This is a genomic window from Thiomonas sp. UBA7699, assembly GCF_002482605.1.
Taxonomy (GTDB): Bacteria; Pseudomonadota; Gammaproteobacteria; order Burkholderiales; family Burkholderiaceae_C; genus Thiomonas; species Thiomonas arsenitoxydans.
In genome coordinates this window covers 1-21,892 of record NZ_DLGH01000026.1, presented here as the reverse complement: position 1 = coordinate 21,892, position 21,892 = coordinate 1, and the positions used below count along the sequence as shown (strand labels likewise).

Genomic DNA, 21,892 nt, shown 5'->3' with positions numbered 1-21,892 from the left:
AAACCTTGCTCAGGCCGCCGCAACAAGAGGACCGCCCTGCATAAGCCGACGGCAGGAGTCATCCTAAGGGCGGCTTTAGGTAAGGAAAATTGATAAATTTTGTCTTTCTGTTCAGCTATCCTGAACAGAAAGGCCGGGACGCAAACCGAACTCGCCTACGCCTCGGCCTCTTGCGCCACCCGCTGCGCGCCGAACACCGCGCGGGTGAGCGCGTGCACCGCGGCGCGCTGGGCCTGCAGCGTGTCTGCGGCCACGCGGGCGGCATCGGCCCCGGCCAGGCGTTCGCGGTGCTGGATGCGGCGGAGTTCGCGGTAGGCGTCGGCCGCGGGTCGGCCGACCCCGGCGGGCAGCAGGCCCAGCGCCTCGGCCATGCCGAGCAGGGCGATGTTGCCGAGGTCGGCGGTGAGCTGCGGGTAGTCGGCGGCGTGTGCCAGCACCAGATACTGCACGGCGAATTCGACATCGACCATGCCACCTGCGTCGTGCTTGACGTCGAACAGGCCGCTGGGGTTGGGGTGGCCGTCGGCCACTTTCTGCCGCATGGCGAGGATTTCAGTGCGCAGCGCGTCCGCATCGCGCCGGGTGGTGAGCACGGCGGTGCGGATGGCCTCGAAGCGCGCGCCGATGGCCAGATCGCCCGCGCAGCAGCGCGCCCGGGTGAGCGCCTGATGTTCCCAGGTCCACGCGGTGTTGCTGCCGCGGCCGCGCTGGTAGGCGTCGAAGGCCTCGACGCTGGTGACCAGCAGCCCGGCGTTGCCGTTGGGGCGCAGCCGGGTGTCGATCTCGAACAGACGGCCTGCGGCGGTGTGCGCGGTGAGCCACCACACCAGCTTGCGGGCGAAGGCGGCGTAGATTTCTTGCGCCCCGTCCGCGCTGTCGTCGTAGAGAAAGACGATGTCGAGATCGCTGCCGTAGCCCAGTTCCTTGCCGCCGAGTTTGCCGTAGGCGATCACGGCGAAGGCGGGCTGTTCGCGGTGGCGCTGCGGCAGTTCCTTCCAGCACCATTCCAGCGCCAGTTGCACGGTGGCATCGGCCAGGGCGGAGAGTTCGTCGGCCACCTGCTCGACCTTGATGAGCCCGGCCAGATCGCGCGACAGGGTGCGGAACATTTCGGCGTGAAAGCCTTGCCGCAGCAAGTCCATGCCCTCGCCGGCATCCCAGCGCCCGCGCTCCGCCAGTTGCGCGTGGTGTCGCAGCAAGCCGAGCCGATAGTCCGCGGCGTTGAAGCGCTCGCTCGGCGGGGTGATGAGTTCGTCCACCACGGCGGGGTGGCGCTTGATGTAATCGGCGGCCCAGGCCGAGGTTTCGAGCACATTGCACAGCCGCGCCAGCGCGGCGGGCTGCTCGGCGAAAAACGCCAGATAGGTTTCGCGCCGCCCGATGGCTTCGAGCAGGTCGATGACGCGGGTCAGGCACACTTCGGCGGTGGCGCGCTCGGCGGCCATGCCGATCACCCGGTCGAGCACGCGCAGCAGCCGCAGCCGCCCGGTGTCGCTCAAAGCGCTGTAGCGCGGCGAGGTTTCAAGCGCCTTGAGCCGCGCGACGACGGCGTCGTGTGCCAAGCCGGCCTTGGCCAGCCGATGCCGCACCGCGTCCATGCTTTCTGGCGGCTTGCTGCAGCCGGTGCATTGCGGACCGTTGTGCAGCAAGGCGTCGAACTCGCTGGCGACGAATTCGCGCACCTGGTCGAGTTCGCGCAACAGCTTGCAGCCCTTGGGGCAGCCAGCGCGCTGGCTGGCGTCGTCATCGACGAAGCCCATCGACCAGGCCAGGGCGTGCAGGTCGGCGTCTTCAGACGGCATGCTGTGGGTCTGCGCGTCGTCGAGGTATTGAATGCGATGTTCCAGGCGGCGCAAAAAGCGGTAGCTCGACGCCAGCCGCTCGGCCGCTTCAGCCTGCAGCAGGTCGTGGGCGACGAGCAATTGCAGTGCAGGCAGGGTGGCGCTTTCGCGAATCTGCGGCATGCGCCCGCCGCGCACCACCTGCAGCAGTTGCACGGTGAATTCGATTTCGCGAATACCGCCCCGGCCCAGCTTGACATCGTTGGCTTTGTCGGGCCGGGCGGCGGCGCGTTTGGTGGCCTCGGCGCGAATCTGCCGATGCAGCGCGCGCAGGGCTTCGAGCATGCCGAAGTCGAGATAGCGTCGCCAGACGAAGGGCTCGACCACCGCCGCCAGCCCCTGCGCGGCGCGCTGTGCCTGAGGCGTGTCGAGCGGCGAAACCACGCGCGACTTGAGCCAGGCGAACCGCTCCCACTCGCGCCCCTGCACCAAAAAATATTCTTCGAGCATGGCCAAGCTGACCACTGGCGGGCCGCTATCGCCGTTGGGCCGCAGCCGGGTATCGACGCGGAAGACGAAGCCGTCGCCCGTCACGTCCGACAGCAAGGGCACGAAGGCGCGCACCACGCGGCCGAAGTATTCGCGGTTGCTCAGCGGCGCAGCGCCATCGGTCTGGCCGTCTTCGTCGTACACGAACACCAGATCGATGTCGGACGACACATTGAGCTCGCGCCCGCCCAGCTTGCCCATGCCGACCACGAGAAACTGCGCCGCCTCGCCGGTCTCGGTGCGCGGCACGCCAAAACGCGGCTGCAGCTCGGCATGCGCCGCCCGCAACCCGGCCGCCACCACGCTTTCGGCCAGATCGCTGATGCCGATGCAGATGGCTTCCAGCGGCGCGCCCGCCAGATCGGATTCGATCAGACGCAGCATCAGCGCATTGCGCACCCGTCGCAATACCGTAGGGAGCGGCGCGCCGGCTTGGTGCAAGGCGGCGATGGCGGCGTCGATCTCGCCCCGCGCGGGAATGCCCTGCGGCCAGCAGGCCAGCACCTCGTCGAACCGCCCGACATGGCGACGATAAAAGCGTGAAAACTGCGACAACTCCATTGGACCATCCTGCAACTGCGATGAAGGCGGAGCATAGGCCAGCGCAGACAAGGCTGCACCGGGCCTCGCCAGTGTCTGACGCCCCAGCGCAGGAATCGAAGACGCGGCGCAAATCCCGGTCATTCCTGCAGGGAGCGCCATGGCGTTTGACTACCATCGATTCCGACGTTTCGCTCCAATTTCGTTTTTTCTCCCAGCGCATCCGCCTTGTCTCTGCTCCATCTTTCGCTGCGCGCCTCCACCCGCATCTTTGAGGCGGCTGTTCTGCTCGTGCTCACGGTGTATTTCGTGCTCGGCGCGGGCTTGCTGACCTTGCGCTACGCCGTGCTGCCCAATGCACAACAGTTCCGCCCCTGGGTCGAGCAGGTCAGCAGCCAGGCGCTGGGGCTGCCGGTGCATATCGGCGCGATCCAGACGCAATGGCACGGGCTGATGCCGCAGTTCGCCCTGCGCGATGTGCGCATCGACGGCCCGCAGGGCCAGCCCGCTCTGCAGTTCGCCGCCGTTGAAGCCACGCCCTCGTGGAAAAGCCTGACCCGCCTCACCCCCACCTTCGATCAACTGGTGATCCGCGGCGCCGACCTCACCGTCACCCGGCCCGACGCCAACCATCTGGAGATCGGCGGCATACGCATCGCGCTGCACAGCAGCGGCCAAAGCGACGCCGCGCAGCAGTTCGCCGACTGGCTGTTCGAGCAGGACGAAATCCTGATTCTCGACAGCCGCCTCACCTGGGAAAACGCCGCGCAGCACGCCCCGCCGCTGCCGCTCACCCAAGTCAACCTGCTGTTGCGCAATACCCTGCTCACCCACCGCGCCGCACTCACCGCCACGCCGCCAGCAGGTTTTGGCGGCCCCATCGATCTGCGCGCCAGCTTCCGTCAACCGTTCTTTCTGCGCCATACCGCCGATTTTTCGCGCTGGAAGGGCACGCTGTACGGCGAGGCATCCAATGTCGATCTCGCCGCGCTGCAGCCCCAGTTGCCGCTGACCCTGCCCGCCACCACACAGACCGGACGCGGCTCCGTGCGCGCCTGGGCGCAGCTCGACAAAGCCGCGCCCACCGCCTTCACCGCCGATCTGGCGCTGCGCGGCGTCGCCCTGCAGCTCGCCCCCAGCAAGACCCCCGGCCCCTTACCGCCCGCCTTGCCTGCCTCATTACCCCCCTTCGTGCTCGACACCTTATCCACCCGCATGACCTGGGCGCCGCTGCCCGGTGGCGAAAACGCCAGTCTGCAGAACTTGCAGTTCCGCACCGCGCAGGGCCAAAGCCTGGCGCCCGTCACCATCGACTGGCAATGGCAGCAGCCCAAGGGCGGCGCCACGCAGGCGCGGCTGCAGACTGGCGCGCTCGACCTGGGCACCCTCTCGGCCCTGGCACAGCGCCTGCCGCTGCCCGCGCTGTGGCACGCGCGACTGGCTGCCCTGCAGCCGCAGGGCCGGGTCGCCGCGTTCACCGCGCAGGCGAGCTGGCCCAAGGGCGTGGCGCCCACCGGCCTGCCGCCGAGCTATCAACTGCAAACCCAGTTTGCCGACCTGCGCTGGAACAGCCCGGCAGGCAGCGGAGAGCTCACGCCCCCGGCCAACCCCGGCCCGCTGATCGACCGGGGTAAGGCGGCCGCAAAAGTGCTGCAACTCCCGGCCGATCTGCCCGGCGTCAGCGGACTCTCAGGCACGCTCAGCGCCACGCAGCAAGGCGGCAAGGCGCAAATCCAGCTCAGCCGCGGCGGTGCGCTCGATCTGCCGCTGATCTACGCCCCGGCCCGGCTGGGCTTCGACACCCTGCGCGCCGACCTCGACTGGAAGCGCGACAAAACCGGGCAGTGGCTGGTCAACGCCCAGCGCTTGGATTTCGCCAACGCCGATGCGGCGGGCCAGGCCACGCTGAGCTGGCGCGGCGCGGCCAAAGGCATGGGCAGTATCGACCTGCAGGGGCAGCTCAGCCGCGCCGACGCCCGCGCGGTGTGGCGCTATCTGCCCATCGACATTCCCCTGCACACCCGCGATTACCTGCGCAGCGCCATCGCCGCGGGCAGGGCGCAGAACGTGGAGTTTGCGGTCAAGGGCCCGCTCGAAGACTTCCCCTTCGACGTCCAGGCCAAGGATGGCTCTTTTGGCGGCACCTTCGAGGTGAGCGCGCAGATCGAGGACGGCGTGCTCAACTACGCGCCGCGCAGCCTGTTGCCGCCGGGGCAGACCGCCAGCGCCGCTACGGTGCACGCCAACGCGCAGTGGCCGGAACTCACCCAGGTCAACGGCCTGCTGCGCATCACCTCGCACAGCCTCGAAGTGCGCAACGCCTCGGCGCAGGCGTATGGCGCGCGGCTCAGCGCGGTCAATGGCAGCCTGCCCAGTTTCAACCGCGGCGTGCTGAGCATCAGCGGCAAGGCGCAGGCGCCCGCCAGCGATGCGCTGCGCTACCTGCTCGACAGCCCGGTCAACCGGCAACTCGGCGGCGTGTTCGACCACGTCCAGGCGCAAGGGCCGATGGCGCTGGACATCGCCCTCAAGCTCCCGCTCGGCGACATGGAGGCCGCCACCGTCAAGGGGCAGGCCACGCTGCAAGGCGTGGACGTGCTGTGGAGCCGCGATCTGCCCCGCTTCAACCAGGTGCGCGGCACGGTCGATTTCACCCACGACGGCTTCCGTGTGGCGCTCAAAGCCCCGGATGTGCTGGGCGGCGCGGTTCAGCTCAGCGGCGGCCAGCAACCGGGCGAGCCGCTGCAGTTGCTCGCCAGCGGCGGCTTCAGCAGCGCCGGGCTGCGCGCCGCCCAGCCGCAGTGGATGCAGACGCTGGGCAAAGTGTTGCAGGGCCAGTCCACCTATACCCTGCGCATCACCCAGCCGCGTCGCAGCGCCAGTCCCTCCGGAGCCGCGCAGCCCGGCGCCTCACCGGAACCCACGCTGGAACTGCGCAGCAATCTGGCGGGGGTCGCCATCAACCTGCCGCCGCCGCTGGGCAAGCCTGCGGATGCGCCCGAGTCGCTGCTCTACACCCGCACCCCGCTGCCTGCCGCCCCGAATGGCGCCCGCCGCAATATGGTGCAGATCGACCTGGGCGGCATCGCCCGCGCCCGCTACGCGCTGGAAGATCCGCTGCCCGCGGCAGCGGGCTCCAGCGCGTCGGCAGAAGATTTTCGCGTGCTCAGCGGCGCACTGGCCATCGGCCCGCAGGTCGCGTTGCCGCAACCCAGCTCCGGCGTGCAGGCCAATGTGCAACTGCCGCTGCTCGATCTCGATGCCTGGGAAGCCGCAATCAAACCCCTGCTGCCCGACACCTCGGCGCAGACGCCCGTGGTGTTTCGCGCGAACAGTGATCGCGGGCTGATCGGGCTGCTGCCCACCACCGCAGCGCTGGACATCGGCCGCCTCACGCTGATGCACCGCGTGATCAATCAGGTCGTGATCGGCGGCAACCGCAGCGGCGATCTGCTGCAGGCCAATGTGAACTCGCGCCAGATGTCGGGTTATATCGGCTGGCAGATCGGCAGCGGCAGCAACCCCGGCACCCTGAGCGCCCGGCTGGCGCGGCTGGAACTCCCCAAGTCGAGCGACTCCGACGTGGAAAACCTGCTCGACGAACAACCCAAGAGCATTCCCGCGCTGGACATCGTGGCCGACAACGTCGATCTGCACGGCCACCACTTCACCCGTCTCGAAGTACAGGCCGTCAACCGTGGCCGGGTCGATGACAGCAAGGTGTGGCAGCTCACCCACTTCCAGCTCTCCGCGCCCGGCGGCGTGCTCAGCGGCAGCGGCGCCTGGTCCAGCGTGGGTACGCAACTCACCGCGCCCGGCAGCACCGATTCCGCCTCGCCCGCGCGGCGCACGACCATGCAGTTCAAGCTCGACATCCTTGACGCCGGCAGCCTGCTCGCCACCCTGGGCAAACCGGGCCTGCTCAAAGGCGGCAAGGGCGACATCAGCGGCAACCTGGCCTGGCTGGGCTCGCCGCTGAGTCTGGACTTTCCCAGCCTGGACGGGCAGTTCAATCTGCAGCTCGGGCAGGGCCAATTTCTCAAGGCCGACCCCGGCATCGCCAAGCTGCTGGGCGTGCTCAGTCTGCAAAGCCTGCCGCGCCGCTTCACCCTCGATTTCCGCGACCTGTTCTCGTCCGGCTTCGCCTTCGACAAGGTCGACGCCGACGTGAACGTGGCCAGCGGCATCGCCACCACCCGCGACTTCCGCATGAGCGGTGTGGCCGCTTCGGTGCGCATCGAAGGCAGCACCAACCTGGCCGCCGAAACGCAGAATCTGCGCGTGGTCGTCGTGCCCAACATCAACGCCGGCGCGGCCTCGCTGGCTTATGCCCTGATCAACCCCGTCATCGGTCTGGGCACTTTCCTGGCGCAATACATCGCCCGCGAACCCCTGGCGCGCGCCTTCACCCATGTGTACGACATCACCGGCACCTGGCTCACCCCCATCGTCACCGAAGCCTCGCTGAACGCCCCCAAACCCGCAGACGCCGCACCCGCCACGCCCTGACGTAAGCTGGGGCCATCCACCGATTCACTGCATGCCGCCATGAAAATTGCCGCCCTTCAAATGGTTTCCGGCACCTCCGTTGCCGCCAATCTGCAACGCGCCCAAAGCCTGCTCGAACAGGCCGCGGCCCAAGGCGCGCGGCTGGCCGTGCTGCCCGAATATTTCTGCCTCATGGGCCAGACCGACGCCGACAAAGTGCGCGTGCGCGAAAAACCCGGCAGCGGCCCGATCCAAGACTTTCTTGCCAGCACCGCCCGCCGCCTCGGCCTGTGGGTCGTCGGCGGCACCCTGCCGCTGGAAAGCCCCGACCCCAACCGCGTACTCAACTCCACCCTGGTGTTCAACCCCGCGGGCGAACTGGCCGCGCGCTACGACAAAATGCACCTGTTCGCCTTCCAGCGCGGCACTGAGCGCTACGCCGAAGCCGACAGCATCACCCCCGGCGCCCAGCCCGTGGCGTTCGACTGCGAAGGCTGGCGCATGGGACTCGCCATCTGCTACGACCTGCGCTTTCCCGAGCTGTTTCGGGCGCTGTCTGAGGGGTCCGCGTGCGATGCCTACCTGCTGCCCGCCGCATTCACCCACACCACCGGCGAAAAGCATTGGGAAGTGCTGCTGCGCGCCCGCGCCATCGAAAACCTCGCTTACGTCGTCGGCTGCGCGCAAGGCGGCGTGCACCAAAACGGCCGCCGCACCTGGGGCCACAGCATGGTCATCGACCCTTGGGGCGACGTGCTGGCGATGCAGGCTGAAGGCGAGGCCGTGGTCACCGCCACCCTGGATCGCGACCGCATCGCCAGACACCGCGAAAGCCTGCCCGCACTGGGGCATCGGGTGGTGTGATTTGGGTGATGCCCCAGCGCTGCGGATAGCTCAATAAACCGCGACGCGAAACTCACGGATCACGCTCTGGACTTATTTTCGATGCGCCGCGAGCGGTTGCGCGTGGTCACGATGGCCATGTCGGCTCTCCTGCAGCGCTGCCGGGGCAGCTCGAACGCATCACAGGCCGCTTGCCCGGGCGCTCAACCCCGCATCACGGCTTCGATGTCGGCCACGGTTTTGGGGGCTGCTGCGGTGAGTACCTCGCAGGGCTGGCCGTCAGCGCGCACGGCGATATCGTCTTCGATGCGGATGCCGATGCCGTGAAATTCGGCGGGCAGGTCGTCGGCCGCGCGCACGTACAAACCCGGCTCGATGGTGAGCACCATGGCTTCGCGCAGGATGCGCGCGGGGCGTTTGCGGCTGCCGTCGGGCTGGATTTCGATCGCTTGCCCCGGCTCGGCGTAGTCGCCGCAGTCGTGCACGTCCATGCCCATCCAGTGGCTGGTGCGGTGCATGTAAAAGCGCTTATAGGCGCCGGTGGCGATGACGGCGTCCACATCGGGCGCGGCGTTGCGCGCAATTAGGCCATGATCGAGCAGACCCTGCGCCAGAATGCGCAAGGCGGCGTCGTGCGGGTCGGTGAAGCGGGCGCCTTGGACGCTGGCCTCAATCGCGGCCGATTGCGCGGCGAGCACCACCTCGTACAGCGCGCGCTGCGCCCCGGTGAAGCGACCGTCGGCGGGGAAGGTGCGGGTGATGTCGCTGGCGTAGCCGTCGAGCTCGCAGGCGGCGTCGATCAGCACCAGGTCGCCCGCGCGCACCGGGGCGTCGCTGGCGCGGTAGTGCAGCACGCAGGCATTGGCGCCCGCGGCGACGATGGAGCCGTAGGCCGGGGCTTGCGATCCGCCCTGACGAAAGGCGTGCAGCAGTTCGGCTTCGAGGTGATATTCGCGCAGACCTTGCGACGGCGGTTGCAACAGGCCGCGGCGGCTGGCCTGCATGGCGCGAATGTGACCTTGTGCGGAGATGGTTGAGACGCGGCGGATCACGTCCAGTTCATACGGATCTTTGAACAGCCGCATGTCGTCGAGGATGGCGCACAGATCGTGCTGGGTGCGCGGCGCGGTCACCCCGGCGCGGGTCTGGGCGCGCACGGCCGCCAGCCAGCGTTCCACCTGGGTCTCCAGCCCCGCGTGCACGGCGAAGGGCCACCACACCGCAGGCTGGTCGGCGAGCAGCTTGGGCAGCTCGGTCTCAAGGCTGTTGATGGACAGCGCCGCGTCGAAGCCGAAGGCCTCGCGCGCGGCTTCCGGGCCCCAACGGAAGCCGTCCCAGATTTCGCGCTCCACGTCTTTGTCGCGGCAGAACAGCACGCTGCGGCTACTGCCCGAAGCGGTCACCTGCAGCGCCAGCAGGCTGTGCGGCTCGGTGAAGCCTGTGAGGTAGTAGAAATAGCTGTCGTGCCGGTAGGGATAGTCGGCGTCGCGGTTGCGCAGGGCCTCGGGTGCGGTGGGCAGCAAGGCAACACCGCCGCCAGCGGCGGCGAGCTGGCGCACCACTTCAGCGCGGCGGGTGGCGCAGCGGACGAGCAGATTGGAATCGGGCATGAGCGTGTTCGAAAAAGGCAATGGATGCAAGCCTAGCCTGCGCCGCGCAATTGCGCATCCAGCGCGGCCAATTGTTCGGGCGTGCCGACGTTGTGCCAGGGGCCGCTGAACACTTCGCCGCTCACCCGCCCGGCATCGGCCGCGCCATAAAGCCAGGGAAACAGTTTCCAGGCTTGCGCCCGGGGCTGCCCGGCGAACAGCGCGGGGTGGAACACGCCGATATTGCCGTAGTTCAGCCGCGCGCCCTCGCGCCGGATGCGGCCCTGCGCGTCCAGCGCCATGTCGCCGTCGCGGTTGTGTTCGGGGTTGGGGGTGAGCACGAGATGCGCCGCGGTGTGCTGCGGATCGGCGGCGATGGTGTCGGCCGGTGCGTGCAGGCTCGCGTAATCGAATGGGGTGTAGATGTCGGCGCTGACCACGAGGAAGGGCGCGGCGCCGAGCAGGGGCAGGGCGGTGGCGATGCCGCCGCCGGTCTCATAAGCCTGCGCGGGCTCGGGCGAGTAGCGCAGGCGCACGCCCCAGGCGCTGCCGTCGCCCAGCGCAGCGGGAATCTGCTCCCCCAGCCAGCCGGTGTTGATGACGAGGTCGCGCCAGCCGCCCGCGGCCAAGCGTTCGATCTGCCAGACGATCAGCGGCTTGCCCCCCACGGCCAGCAGGGGCTTGGGGCAAGCGTCGGTGAGGGGCCGCATGCGCTGCCCGCGTCCGGCGGCAAGAATCATGGCGCGCTTGGGCAGGCTGTTCACGTTCAGAAGGTGTAGCCCACCAGCGGGCTGCGCCGCTCGATCTGGTCGAGCAACTGCAGCAAGGGCTTGAAGGCGCCGTAGCGCGCCGCCACCAGCCGGGTGTGTTGCAGCACCACCGGCAGATCGCCGAGATACTGCGCCTTGCCGTCGCGGTGATACAGCCGGGCGAAGATGCCCAGCACCTTGAGCGCGCGCTGCAGGCCCATCCAGTCGAGGTCGCGATAGAAGTCGGCGGCGTCGGCCGCCACCGGCAGTCCGACCTTGCGGGCGCGCTCCCAGTAGCGGATGGCCCAGTCGAGCTGCTGCTCTTCGGGCCAGGCGATATAGGCGTCGCGCAGCAGCGAGACCAGGTCGTAGGTGATGGGGCCGATCACTGCATCCTGAAAGTCGAGCACGCCGGGGTTGCGCTCGGGCGTGACCATCAGATTGCGGCTGTGCCAGTCGCGGTGCACCAACACCTGCGGTTGCGCCAGGTTGTTAGCGATCAGTGCGGCGAATAGGCCCTGCAGCGCGGTGCTTTGCACGTCGCTGAGCACATGGCCGTGGTGACGCTGCACAAACCACTCCGGAAACAGATCGAGTTCGCGCTGCAGCAGGGCCGCGTCGTAAACCGGCACGACGCCCGCGCCGTCGATGCGCTGCAGCGAGACCAGCGCGCCGAGCGCGTCGCGCATCAGGCCGTCGGCGCGATCAGGCTGGGCATTGATAGCCTGCAGATAGGTGGTCTGCCCCAGATCGGTGAGCAACAAAAAACCCTGCGCCACGTCTTGCTCCAGCACCTGCGGCGCCTGCACGCCGCCTTCGGCCAGCAGTTGGGCGATGCGCACGAAGGGCCGCACGTTTTCCATCGGCGGCGGTGCGTCCATCACGATCCGCGAACCTCCCGCCGCCTGAACACGGAAGTAGCGGCGGAAGCTGGCGTCGCTGGAAGCGGGCTGCAGGCTCTCGAGCTGCAACTGGTGCGCCGGGGCGATGTCCTGCAACCAATGTTGCAGGGCCTGGGCGCGGGTGTCGGGGTCGGTGGCGGACATGGAATGGGATGGACAAGACAGGAAGGAAGAGCTCATGAGAAAACGCCGGGTCGCCCCAAGTTTTCTCATTCCCCTCGGGAGCCTGGCGCGAACGCGGCAGGTCTGGGGGCACTCCCTATAATCCGCTGGCATTTTAGGCACCGTTGCGGCCCGAATCGATCGACTGGCCGGGCGATCCGCCGCGGTTCGCCGTTATAAGCCCGCCTCCCACCTGATCCCCGTGCCTTTTCCCCCGCCGTCCCGCCGCCTTCCGCGCCTCACCCTCCTGATGCTGGCGCTCGCACTGGGCTGGGATGTCACGGCGCAGGCGCAAGAGGCAACACCTGCCTCCGCCCCGCTGCAGCTCACGCCCAGCCTGGATTTGCTGCAGCGCCTGCCCGCGCAGGCCGAGGCCTTCGAACCGCTGTTCGTCATCGCTGACAAAATTACCGGACAGAACAATATCTATGTCCACGCCACCGGCGACGTGCAACTGCGCAAGCACAGCATCGTGATCAAGACCGACCGCCTGCGCTACTACTTTGTCGAGAACGAGGCTGTGGCCAACGGCAACGTGCGGGTGCTGCGCGACGGCAATTTGTTCACCGGCCCGGCGCTGCGCATGCAGCTCGACACCTATCGCGGCCAGATGCCCGACGCCGACTATTACTTTCGCGTCACGCAGGGGCACGGCCACGCCGACAACATCGACTTTCTCGGCCGCGACCACCTCAAAGCCGACAACGCCACCTACACCACCTGCACCGCCAGCCCGGTGGACTGGTTCGTGCAGGCCACGCATCTCGACCTGAACCTGGCCGACAACACCGGCGTGGCGCGCGACGCCCGCGTGGTGTTCAAGGGCGCCACCATCCTGCCGCTGCCCTACGCTAGCTTTCCGCTGAGCGATGCGCGCAAGTCGGGCTGGCTGCCGCCCACGCTGGGCGTGGACAGCCGCAACGGCGTCGACCTCGCGGTGCCGTACTACTGGAACATCGCCCCCAATTACGACGCCACGCTCACGCCGCGCGTCATTCTGCGTCGCGGCTTCATGGGCAGCTTGGCCACGCGCTGGCTCGAGCCGACGTTTTCGGGCCGCAGCCAGTTCGACCTGCTGCCTTCGGACAGCAGCGACAGCGGCAACAGTCGCTGGGCCGGTTATCTGCAGCAGAACGGCGGCCTCGGCCACGGCCTGAGCTACGCGGTGAACTACCAGCAGGTGTCCGACGACAACTGGTGGCAAGACTTCGGCGGCGTCAACCCGGTCATCGGCTCCAACCGCACCCTGCCGCAACAAGGCAGCCTCACCTACGGTCTGCCGCTGGGCTATATGCAGCTCAGCGTGAACCGCTGGCAGACGCTGCAAAACACCGCGGCTCCGATCGGCGTGCCCTACAACCAGCAGCCCCAGCTCTACACCCATTTGCAGAGCGCGAACTACAGCGGCCTGAGCTGGCAGTTCGACTCGGCGCTGACCCGCTTCACCAACCCCACCGCGATTTCGGGCGACCGGCTCTACCTCAACCCGCAGATCAGCTATCCGGTGGTGCGTCCCGGCGGCTTTATCACGCCCAAGCTGTCGTTCAACTTCACCCGCTACGTCACCGACACGGCGATGACCGGCGGCGCCACCACCGCCGACCGCTCGGTGCCGACCTTCAGCCTCGACAGCGGCCTGGTGTTCGAGCGCCCCACCTCGCTGTTCGGCCGCGCGCTCACGCAGACCCTGGAGCCGCGGCTCTACTACGTCTATACGCCTTATCGAAACCAGCAGAACCTGCCGAACTTCGACAGCGCAGACCTCGACCTGAACCTGTCTACCATCTACACCGACAACGTGTTCTCGGGCGTTGATCGCATCGCTGACGCCAACAACCTCACCGGCGGCGTCACCTCGCGTCTTCTCGACCCGCGGACCGGCGTCGAACTCGGGCGACTCACCCTAGCGCAGCGGGTGTTGTTCGCGCCGCAGCGGGTCGTGCTCAGCGGCAATCCCATTCCGGCCGGGCTGAACGACACCTTCGCGCTGGCCAGCGCCAACCTCAGCACACACTGGAGCGCGGAGGCCGCACTGCAATACAACATGCGGCTCAAGCAAAGCCAGCAGATCTCCGCGGGCGCGCGCTGGTCACCCGGGCCGTATAAAACCATCAGCACCAGCTACCTGTACCAAAGCGCCGCATCGGGCCAGATTCCGCTGCGCTACATCAACACGGCGTGGCAATGGCAGCTCAGCCCGCGCTGGTATTCGGTGGGACAGGCCAACTACAGCATTCTCGACAAGCGCTTCAACGACGGCCTGCTGGGGTTCGAATACGACGGCGGCTGCTGGATCGGCCGCATCGTGCTGCAACGCAACTCGCTCACCCAGGCCACGGCTTATACCCGCATCCTTTTCCAGCTCGAACTCGTCGGCTTTTCCCGGCTGGGCAACAATCCGCTGTCGGCGCTCAAGCAGAATATCCCCGGCTATCAGATCCTCAAGCAATCCAACGTGCCCCCGAGCCGTTTTGCCAACTATGAATAAGACTCTTCCGCCACGCGCCCTGCTGGCAATGATGCTGGCCTCTCTGGCCGTCTGTGCGCAGGCGCAGGGTTTGCGGCTGCCTCCCGGCGCTGCGGGCGGTTTGTCGGTGCCAGCACCGGCTGCTGCCACCGTCCCACCGATGGCAGCGCCGCCCGCGCTGCCCTCCACCTTCAGCAGTGCGCGCACCAGCGATGGCATTGCTGCCATCGTGGGCAACCAGGTGATCACCGATTACGACCTGCAACTGCGAGTCGAAGCCACACGCCAGCAGGCGCAGGCCGCTGGCGCCACACTGCCGTCTGCAGCGCAGTTGCGCAGCCAGGTGCTCAACCAGATGATCGACGAAGTGGCGCTGGCGCAATATGCCGAGCAAATCGGCATGGGCGTCAACCAGGACACCCTCGACCGCGCCATCGCCCAGGTGGCGAGCAACAACAAGCTGACCGTGCCCGAACTGCGCAGCGCCATCGAGAAAGAGGGCATGGGCTGGAGCACTTACCGCGATCAGCTCAAGCGCGAAATTCTCATCAGCCGATTGCGTGAGCGCAGCATGGCGCAACTGCCGACGGTTTCCGAAAGCGAAATCGACGAGTTCCTGTCCAAACAAGACGCTGCCGCCGCCAGCCCGCAGGCCGCCTATGACATCGCGCAGATCTTTTTGCCGGTGGCGCAAAACGCCACCGAGGCGCAAGTCGCCGCCGTCAAACAGAAAATCGACGCCATCGACGCCAAGCTGAAAGCGGGCGCCGACTTCGCCCAGCTCGCCACCCAAGACTCTCAGGGCGAAGGCGCCAAGCGCGGCGGCGATCTGGGCATGCGCCCGGCCAACCGTCTGCCCACGCTGTTCGTCGACACCGTGCGCAACCTGCAGCCCGGGCAGATCAGCCCCGTCATCCGCAGCGCGGCCGGGTTTCACATCCTGAAGCTGCTGCAGGTCAGCGGCGAGACGGCCGCGCCCACCACGGCCATGCAAAGCGAGGTGCGCGAAATCGTGCTGAGCGCCGGCACCGACGCGCAGCGCATTCGCGCCAAGGCCGAGCTGGACTCCATCGCGCAGGCGGTGCAAAACGGCAAGGTGCAGTTCAGCGAAAAGGCCCGCGAACTTTCGCAAGACCCCGCGACGGCGGCCAAAGGCGGCGCGCTGGGCTGGGTCTTGCCCGGGCAGCTCGACCCCGTGCTCGACGCCACGTTGCAGCGCCTTAATCCAGGCGATGTATCTGCGCCCATCGTCATGGGCAACAAGGTCGTGCTGCTGCAACTGGTTGACCGCGCGGTGCGACCGCTCGAAGCGTCGCAAAAACGCGCGCTGGCGCGCGAAGTGCTGCAACGTCAAAAGGCTGCGGAAGACTTCGATGAGCTGGTGCGCGACGTGCGCGCCCGCACCTATGTGCACATTCCGGAAAATGACTGATCGGCGCATCAGACTGGGCTCAGCAGCATGAAGCACCCGCCCGCCCGGCCGCGCGGGGCGGCGCAAACCACGCATGTGGCGCGCAAGCGCTTCGGCCAGCATTTCCTCATCGACCAGCAGATCATCCAGGGCATCGTCGACTGCATCAACCCGCAGGCTGGCGAGCGCTTGGTGGAAATCGGCCCCGGCCTGGGCGCCTTGACGCTCGCGCTCTTGCAGCGCATTCCCCGCCTGGCCGCCGTCGAAATCGACCGCGACCTCGCCGCACGCTGGCGCAAGCAAGCGCCCGACAAGGTGGAACTGATCGAGGCCGACGCGCTCGACTTCAACTTCGCCAGCCTGGGCGCCGATCTGCGCCTGGTTGGCAATCTGCCGTACAACATTTCCACGCCGCTGCTGTTTCATCTCATGGATGTGGCCGAGCAGGTTCGCGATCAGCACTTCATGCTGCAAAAAGAGGTGATCGACCGCATGGTGGCCGCCCCGGGTGGTCGCGATTTCGGCCGACTCTCGGTCATGCTGCAGTGGCGCTATCGCATGGTCAATCTGCTCGACGTGCCGCCCGAAGCCTTCGATCCGCCGCCTAAGGTCGATTCCGCGGTGGTTCGCATGACCCCGCTGCCTGTGCAGGAATTGCCGCGGCTCGACCGCAAACTGCTTTCCGCCCTGGTGACCGCCGCGTTCTCCCAGCGCCGCAAATTGATGCGACACAGCCTAGGGCCCTGGCTCGACACCCAAGGCTATGCCGGCGACTTCGATCTGCAGCGCCGCGCCGAGGAAGTCAGCACGGCCGAGTACATCGCGCTGGCTCAGTCGCTTCCATCGTCGCCATAAAAAATGGCGCAAGACAAAACGTGTCTTGCGCCACCTCCAGCACCGCAGGAAAAGATCAGGCGGGGCTCAAACCACGAGCTGCGCCCAAGCCCCTTCCCACGGGGTGCAGACCTTGACGGCCTTGACTCTGGGTTCCGGTACCGCTTCGCCCCGCATCTCCTCCCGGCCAGGAGTGCGGGTTACAGAAAAGAATAGAAGACCCTGAAGGCTATGCCACGCTCCGCCCAGAAGTCGGCCGCGTCGCGGAACACGTCGAGCAGCGTTTCGCGCGCTTCCTTGTCGAATCGCTGCGTGGCCGGTAGCTGCTCGAGCACGACCACGAAACCGGGCTGCGGCCCGCCGCCGTGCACCACGTCGGTCAGGCAATCGTGCAGGGCATCGAGGTTTTTGCCGAAATGCTTGGGAAACAGGAAGGAGCGCGCAATCGTCTCCAGCACTTCCTGTTTGGTGGTCGCCTCGGCGAGGTTGGCATAGAGAAAATGCTGGCCGGTCGTCTCGGCTGCGTCTTGCAACTGCGCAACACGGTAAGCCCGGATCGACTGCACGATATTCGGCCGTACCGATTTGAGCAGCACGGCGGGATCGGCATCATTGGGCGATGCGTCGGAAACTGGCATAGTGATCATGGGTGTAGTAACAAACATCGGGATGGTGCTTGGCCCCTCCGCACACAATGCGGCGCGCCCCTCGGTTGCGAGCGCCTGGAGTCGGGACGGTGTATTCGCGGTAATAACCACGACGTTTTGAGGGCAAAAGCCGCTCATAGTTTCCAAAAATGACGCCGTCCTTGTATCCCTCGAACGGGCCGCCTTGTTCAATGCGCTTCAACATGTCTCGCGCCTGCACCGGCAGGTCGGCCACGGAAATGACTGGAATATCCTGCAGTGCCGAGGTTTGCGACGATTGCGACGTTTCGCGCGCCTGGGCTGCAGGCCACACGCTGGTTCCGCCTGATGCCAGAAGCGACAAAGTGGCAATCAGCAGCCCCGCAAAAAACAGGGATTGCAGCGTAGAACGAATGCACCGGCGATTCATGCTGCTGCGGCAAAAGCCGCACCGTTAGAGAAAATTGGACGCAATTGCGTGAAAATTACCAGCTGATGCTGTTCGGTTTCGCGTATTGGGCCATAATGAAATTCTTCGACCCTGCACACCAGCTAAAGCGCAATCGTAGCGAAATCGCCACGGAAACACAAGGATTCGCCCAATTTTTAGGCAGGTTTTACGGTCAAAGAGCCGCAGGCCTCAGCCCCCACGAGGGGCGGGCTGGGCAGTCCCCTCCCGACCTCCCCCACGTCGTGGGGGAGGCGAGATCACTCTCTCCCCACTTGTGGGAAGGGTTGGGGTGGGGAGTGCCCGGCCCTGGGGGCGCTCAAAGATTGGCCTCGGCGACGGTGAGCGCCGTCATGTTGACGATGCGACGCACGGTGCTGGACGCGGTGAGGATGTGCACGGGCTTGGCCGCCCCCAGTAAAACGGGGCCGATGGCGATGTTGTTGCCCGCGGTGGCCTTGAGCAGGTTGTAGGAGATATTCGCCGCGTCCAGATTGGGGAACACCAGCAGATTGGCTTCGCCAGTGAGGGCGGAATCGACCATCAGGCTGGCGCGCAAGACCGGGTCGACCGCAGTGTCGCCCTGCATTTCGCCATCGACTTCCAGATCGGGTTCGCGCTCGCGCAGCAGGGCAAGCGCCTCGCGCATTTTCAGCGCGCTGGGCGCAGGAGAGGAGCCAAAATTGGAATGCGACAGCAAGGCCACCTTGGGAACGATACCGAAGCGGCGCAATTCCTGCGCCGCCATGCAGGTGATTTCGGCAATTTCATCGGCGCTGGGGTCGATGTTGACATGGGTATCGACCAGCGCCACCTGCCGACCGGGCAGCACCAGCACGTTCATCGCCGCATACACCTTGGCGCCGGGACGACGACCGATGACCTGGTCGATGTAGTGCAGGTGGATGTGGGTATTGCCCCAGGTGCCGCAGAGCATGCCGTCGGCCTCGCCCTTGTGCAGCATCATGGAGCTGATGAGGGTCAGGCGCCGACGCATTTCGATCTTGGCCATCGCCGGGGTCACGCCCTTGCGGCCCGCAAGTTGGTGGTAGCTCTGCCAGAAATCGCGGTAGCGCGGATCGAAATCGGTGTTGACCACGTCGTAATCGCGCTCTTGTTCCAGCCGCAGACCGAAACGCTCGATGCGCTGGGCAATGACCGCCGGACGCCCCACCAGAGTGGGCCGGGCCAGGTGCTCATCGACCACCACGCGCACGGCGCGCAGCACGCGCTCGTCCTCGCCCTCGGCATAGACGATGCGCTTTTTCGCCGCCTTCTTGGCGATGCTGAACATCGGGCGCATCAGCGCGCCGGACTGATAGACGAACTGCTGCAGGCTGTCGCGATAGGCGTCCAGATCGGCGATGGGGCGGCGCGCCACGCCACTCTTCGCCGCCGCCTCGGCCACTGCCGGGGCGATCTTGATCATCAGGCGCGGATCGAAGGGTTTGGGAATCAGGTAGTCGGGGCCAAAACGCAGCGGCTCACCCACATAAGTGGCCGCCACCACGTCGCTCTGTTCAGCCTGCGCCAGCTCGGCGATGGCACGCACCGCGGCCACTTCCATCTCGGCGGTGATGGTGGTGGCGCCACTGTCGAGCGCACCGCGGAAAATGTAGGGGAAGCACAGCACGTTGTTGACCTGGTTCGGATAGTCCGACCGGCCCGTGGCGATGATGGCATCAGGCCGCGCCGCGCGCGCCTCTTCCGGCAGGATTTCGGGCGTGGGGTTGGCCAGCGCCAGGATGATGGGCTTGTCCGCCATCCGCAGGGTGTATTCGGGCTTGAGCACGCCGCCTGCGGACAGGCCGAGAAACACGTCCGCACCGTCGACGATCTCGGCCAGGGTGCGCGCCGGGGTGTCTTGCGCGAAGCGGCGTTTGTCCTCGTCCATCAGCTCGGTGCGGCCCGCGTACACCACGCCGGCCAGATCGCTCACCCAGATGTTTTTGCGCGGCAGCCCCAGATCGACCAGCAGGCTCAGGCAGGCCAGCGCCGCAGCGCCCGCGCCGGAGCACACCAGCTTGACCTGGGCGATGTCCTTGCCCACCACCTTCAGGCCATTGAGAATGGCCGCGCCGACGATGATGGCCGTGCCGTGCTGGTCGTCGTGGAACACCGGAATGCTCATGCGGGTGCGCAACTTGCGCTCGACCTCGAAGCACTCCGGGGCCTTGATGTCTTCGAGGTTGATGCCGCCGAACGTGGGCTCCAGCGCGGCGATGATCTCGACCAGCTTGGTCGGGTCTTTTTCGTTCACTTCGATATCGAACACATCGATGCCCGCGAACTTCTTGAACAGCACCGCCTTGCCTTCCATCACCGGCTTGGCTGCCAGCGGGCCGATGTCGCCCAGCCCCAGCACCGCGGTGCCGTTGGTGATCACCGCAACCAAGTTGCCACGCCCGGTGTAGCGAAACGCATCATCGGGCTTGGACTGGATTTCTTCGCAGGCCGACGCCACACCCGGCGAATAGGCCAGCGCCAGATCGCGCTGATTGGACAACTGCTTGGTGGCGACGACGGCGAGTTTGCCGGGGCGGGGAAATTCGTGATACTCAAGCGCGGCTTGGCGCAGCTTGGCCTTGGTGTCTTCTGGGCTGGACATGAAGTCTCCTCCTCACGCGGCCGTCGTGAACGTTTCGCATCTTGTCGCCGCACGGGAAACGGGTATTGTAGGAGCCTGCCCGCGCACCGATATGCGAACATGGCGTGCATACCACCTCTGATCGCATAGCCTTTCCATGACTGCACCGCTCGGCGAGTTCGATCTCATCGCCCGCTACTTCACCCGGCCCGTGCGCCGCGCCGCTTTAGGCGTGGGCGACGATTGCGCCTTGCTCGCCGCGCCCGCCGCAAATGAACAAATCGCCATTTCCAGCGACATGCTGGTGGAAGGTCGGCATTTCCTACCCGGGGCCGATTCGGTCGCTTTGGGACACAAGGCGCTGGCGGTCAACCTGTCCGATCTGGCCGCCGTGGGCGCAAGGCCGCACGCCTTCACCCTGGCGCTGGCCTTGCCTGAGGCCGATCCACGCTGGCTCGAAGGTTTTGCGCGCGGCCTGTTCGCCTTGGCCGAAGGCCACGACATCGAGCTGGTCGGCGGCGACACCACCCGCGGCCCCCGCAACCTCTGCATCACCGTGCTCGGACTCGTGCCACGCGGCCAGGCGCTGCTGCGCAGCGGCGCGCGGCCCGGTGACGACCTTTGGGTCTCGGGCACCGTGGGCGACGCCCGGCTGGCGCTGGGTCATCGCCTGGGGCAATGGACGCTGGATGCGCAGACGCAAGCCGTGACTTTTGCGCGCATGGATCGCCCTGAACCCCGCGTCGCCCTCGGTCTGGCGCTGCGGGGCGTGGCGCAGGCCGCGCTCGACATTTCCGATGGCCTGCTTGCCGACCTCGGCCACCTCCTGCGCGCAAGCAGGGTGGGAGCCACCGTCGATGCCGACGCCTGCCCGGCCAGCGCAGCGCTTGCCGCCCAACCCCTGCAGCGCCGCCGCCTGTGCCAACTCGCGGGCGGCGACGATTACGAACTCCTGTTCACCGCCCCACCCGCAGCGCGCAACACCGTTGCCGCCGCCGCGGCACAGGCTGCCACGCCCGTCACCCGCATCGGCCGCATCGACGCCGAGCCGGGCCTGCGGCTGATCGACGCGAGCGGACAGGTGTTGGACAATGTCTATGCGGGCTTCGACCATTTCCGCACACCATGACTGCCCCCACCCCCATTCCCGCCACCGCACAAGGCGCTTCCTGGCGCTTCATGTGGCGCAACCCCCTGCATGTGCTCGCACTGGGTTTCGGCAGCGGCCTGTCGCCCATCGCACCGGGCACTGCGGGCACGCTGTTCGCTTGGGCCAGCTACGAACTGCTTTCGCTCTGGCTGAGCCCGCTGAGCTGGGCTGTGGTCATCGGCGTGGGCGCCGTCGCCGGCATCTGGGCCTGCGGCCATACCTCGCGTGCGCTGGGCCTGGAAGACGCCTCGCCCGTGGTGTGGGACGAGATCATCGCCTTCTGGCTGATTCTGCTGCTCGTCACCCCGGCGGGCTGGGCTGAGCAACTGGCCGCTTTTCTATTGTTTCGCGCTTTCGACGCCGGTAAATGGCTGGCCGTAGGATGGGCCGACCGAAATGTGAAAGGGGGCTTGGGCATCATGCTCGACGACCTGATCGCCGCCGCTTTCACGCTGCTGGTCATGGCACTGGGCATCCGGCTTTACGCCCTGGTTTGAGTCCATGACCCGGCCCGACTTCGACGCACTTTGCCGCCTTGCAGCCGAGGTCGGCGCGGCCAGCCGCGCGCGCGGCTGGCGGCTGGCCACGGCCGAATCCTGCACCGGCGGGCTAGTGGCGAGCACGCTGACGGATGTGGCGGGAAGTTCGCGCTGGTTCGAGGGCGGCGTGGTGGCCTATGACAACCGCGTCAAGATGCGTCTGCTCGGCGTACCCGAAGAGATACTGATTCGCCATGGCGCGGTCAGTCAGGCCTGCGTTGAGAGCA

General features: G+C 66.8%; 15 protein-coding genes. 8 read left to right on the top strand and 7 right to left on the bottom strand.

What is annotated here, in order from left to right:
* Positions 1 to 155: 155 nt before the first annotated feature.
* Positions 156 to 2,891, bottom strand: a complete 2,736-nt coding sequence (gene glnE / locus B3H47_RS11715; RefSeq protein ID WP_286987095.1) for a bifunctional [glutamate--ammonia ligase]-adenylyl-L-tyrosine phosphorylase/[glutamate--ammonia-ligase] adenylyltransferase — start codon at positions 2,889 to 2,891, stop codon at positions 156 to 158.
* Positions 2,892 to 3,098: 207 nt separating this feature from the next.
* Between glnE and B3H47_RS11710 the strand changes: the two genes are divergently transcribed.
* Together B3H47_RS11710 and B3H47_RS11705 are read left to right on the top strand one after the other, a co-directional pair.
* Positions 3,099 to 7,379, top strand: coding sequence for a YhdP family protein (locus B3H47_RS11710; protein ID WP_286987094.1), 4,281 nt, complete (start codon positions 3,099 to 3,101; stop codon positions 7,377 to 7,379).
* A gap of 39 nt (positions 7,380 to 7,418) precedes the next feature.
* The gene (locus B3H47_RS11705) at positions 7,419 to 8,222 is read left to right on the top strand and encodes a carbon-nitrogen hydrolase family protein (RefSeq protein WP_286987093.1); all 804 of its coding nucleotides are present in this window, start codon (positions 7,419 to 7,421) and stop codon (positions 8,220 to 8,222) included.
* Positions 8,223 to 8,404: 182 nt separating this feature from the next.
* On the opposite strand, the gene B3H47_RS11700 is transcribed toward B3H47_RS11705, so the two are convergent.
* The 3 genes from B3H47_RS11700 to B3H47_RS11690 are packed head-to-tail and all read right to left on the bottom strand — an operon-like array spanning position 8,405 to position 11,585.
* The gene (locus B3H47_RS11700; protein WP_286987092.1) at positions 8,405 to 9,811 is read right to left on the bottom strand and encodes an aminopeptidase P N-terminal domain-containing protein; all 1,407 of its coding nucleotides are present in this window, start codon (positions 9,809 to 9,811) and stop codon (positions 8,405 to 8,407) included.
* Positions 9,812 to 9,843: 32 nt separating this feature from the next.
* Complete coding sequence (murU, locus tag B3H47_RS11695; protein WP_156055271.1) at positions 9,844 to 10,530, bottom strand: N-acetylmuramate alpha-1-phosphate uridylyltransferase MurU; 687 nt, start codon at positions 10,528 to 10,530, stop codon at positions 9,844 to 9,846.
* A 26-nt stretch (positions 10,531 to 10,556) separates the two neighbouring features.
* Complete coding sequence (locus B3H47_RS11690; RefSeq protein WP_286987132.1) at positions 10,557 to 11,585, bottom strand: aminoglycoside phosphotransferase family protein; 1,029 nt, start codon at positions 11,583 to 11,585, stop codon at positions 10,557 to 10,559.
* 220 nt (positions 11,586 to 11,805) lie between these two features.
* Here B3H47_RS11690 and B3H47_RS11685 point away from each other — a divergent pair, with 220 nt between their 5' ends.
* The 3 genes from B3H47_RS11685 to rsmA are packed head-to-tail and all read left to right on the top strand — an operon-like array spanning position 11,806 to position 16,336.
* Complete coding sequence (locus B3H47_RS11685; RefSeq protein ID WP_286987091.1) at positions 11,806 to 14,091, top strand: LPS-assembly protein LptD; 2,286 nt, start codon at positions 11,806 to 11,808, stop codon at positions 14,089 to 14,091.
* Positions 14,084 to 15,502, top strand: coding sequence for a peptidylprolyl isomerase (locus B3H47_RS11680; protein WP_286987090.1), 1,419 nt, complete (start codon positions 14,084 to 14,086; stop codon positions 15,500 to 15,502). The genes B3H47_RS11685 and B3H47_RS11680 overlap by 8 nt, the downstream gene beginning before the upstream one ends.
* 27 nt (positions 15,503 to 15,529) lie before the next feature.
* Entirely contained in the window at positions 15,530 to 16,336 is an 807-nt protein-coding gene (rsmA, locus tag B3H47_RS11675) for a 16S rRNA (adenine(1518)-N(6)/adenine(1519)-N(6))-dimethyltransferase RsmA (RefSeq protein WP_286987089.1), read from the top strand.
* 179 nt (positions 16,337 to 16,515) lie between these two features.
* Here rsmA and B3H47_RS11670 read toward each other — a convergent pair whose 3' ends face one another.
* From B3H47_RS11670 to B3H47_RS11660, 3 genes are all read right to left on the bottom strand, one after another.
* A complete protein-coding gene (locus B3H47_RS11670) occupies positions 16,516 to 16,962 on the bottom strand; it encodes a barstar family protein (RefSeq protein WP_013121914.1) in 447 nt (148 codons plus the stop codon).
* The gene (locus B3H47_RS11665) at positions 16,925 to 17,371 is read right to left on the bottom strand and encodes a ribonuclease domain-containing protein (RefSeq protein WP_156053923.1); all 447 of its coding nucleotides are present in this window, start codon (positions 17,369 to 17,371) and stop codon (positions 16,925 to 16,927) included. The genes B3H47_RS11670 and B3H47_RS11665 overlap by 38 nt, the downstream gene beginning before the upstream one ends.
* Positions 17,372 to 17,708: 337 nt before the next feature.
* A complete protein-coding gene (locus tag B3H47_RS11660) occupies positions 17,709 to 19,997 on the bottom strand; it encodes an NADP-dependent malic enzyme (protein ID WP_286987088.1) in 2,289 nt (762 codons plus the stop codon).
* 136 nt (positions 19,998 to 20,133) lie between these two features.
* Here B3H47_RS11660 and thiL point away from each other — a divergent pair, with 136 nt between their 5' ends.
* The 3 genes from thiL to B3H47_RS11645 all read left to right on the top strand — a co-directional run.
* Positions 20,134 to 21,105 (top strand): thiamine-phosphate kinase, encoded by a 972-nt coding sequence (gene thiL, locus B3H47_RS11655; protein WP_276706864.1) that lies wholly within the window; start codon positions 20,134 to 20,136, stop codon positions 21,103 to 21,105.
* Positions 21,102 to 21,623 carry a phosphatidylglycerophosphatase A family protein gene (locus tag B3H47_RS11650; RefSeq protein ID WP_286987087.1) on the top strand — a complete coding sequence of 174 codons (522 nt, stop codon included), beginning with the start codon at positions 21,102 to 21,104 and terminating at the stop codon, positions 21,621 to 21,623. Before thiL ends, B3H47_RS11650 begins: the two co-directional genes overlap by 4 nt.
* 4 nt (positions 21,624 to 21,627) lie before the next feature.
* The coding region (locus B3H47_RS11645) for a CinA family protein (protein ID WP_286987086.1) at positions 21,628 to 21,892 on the top strand (265 nt) is incomplete at its 3' end.

Excerpts from the sequence above, each read along its gene's own strand:
- glnE (WP_286987095.1), bottom strand. The coding sequence starts at position 2,891 with ATGGAGTTGTCGCAGTTTTCACGCTTTTATCGTCGCCATGTCGGGCGG.
- B3H47_RS11705 (WP_286987093.1), top strand. The coding sequence starts at position 7,419 with ATGAAAATTGCCGCCCTTCAAATGGTTTCCGGCACCTCCGTTGCCGCC.
- B3H47_RS11700 (WP_286987092.1), bottom strand. The coding sequence starts at position 9,811 with ATGCCCGATTCCAATCTGCTCGTCCGCTGCGCCACCCGCCGCGCTGAA.
- murU (WP_156055271.1), bottom strand. The coding sequence starts at position 10,530 with ATGATTCTTGCCGCCGGACGCGGGCAGCGCATGCGGCCCCTCACCGAC.
- B3H47_RS11690 (WP_286987132.1), bottom strand. The coding sequence starts at position 11,585 with ATGTCCGCCACCGACCCCGACACCCGCGCCCAGGCCCTGCAACATTGG.
- B3H47_RS11680 (WP_286987090.1), top strand. The coding sequence starts at position 14,084 with ATGAATAAGACTCTTCCGCCACGCGCCCTGCTGGCAATGATGCTGGCC.
- rsmA (WP_286987089.1), top strand. The coding sequence starts at position 15,530 with ATGAAGCACCCGCCCGCCCGGCCGCGCGGGGCGGCGCAAACCACGCAT.
- B3H47_RS11670 (WP_013121914.1), bottom strand. The coding sequence starts at position 16,962 with ATGATCACTATGCCAGTTTCCGACGCATCGCCCAATGATGCCGATCCC.
- B3H47_RS11665 (WP_156053923.1), bottom strand. The coding sequence starts at position 17,371 with ATGAATCGCCGGTGCATTCGTTCTACGCTGCAATCCCTGTTTTTTGCG.
- B3H47_RS11660 (WP_286987088.1), bottom strand. The coding sequence starts at position 19,997 with ATGTCCAGCCCAGAAGACACCAAGGCCAAGCTGCGCCAAGCCGCGCTT.
- thiL (WP_276706864.1), top strand. The coding sequence starts at position 20,134 with ATGACTGCACCGCTCGGCGAGTTCGATCTCATCGCCCGCTACTTCACC.
- B3H47_RS11650 (WP_286987087.1), top strand. The coding sequence starts at position 21,102 with ATGACTGCCCCCACCCCCATTCCCGCCACCGCACAAGGCGCTTCCTGG.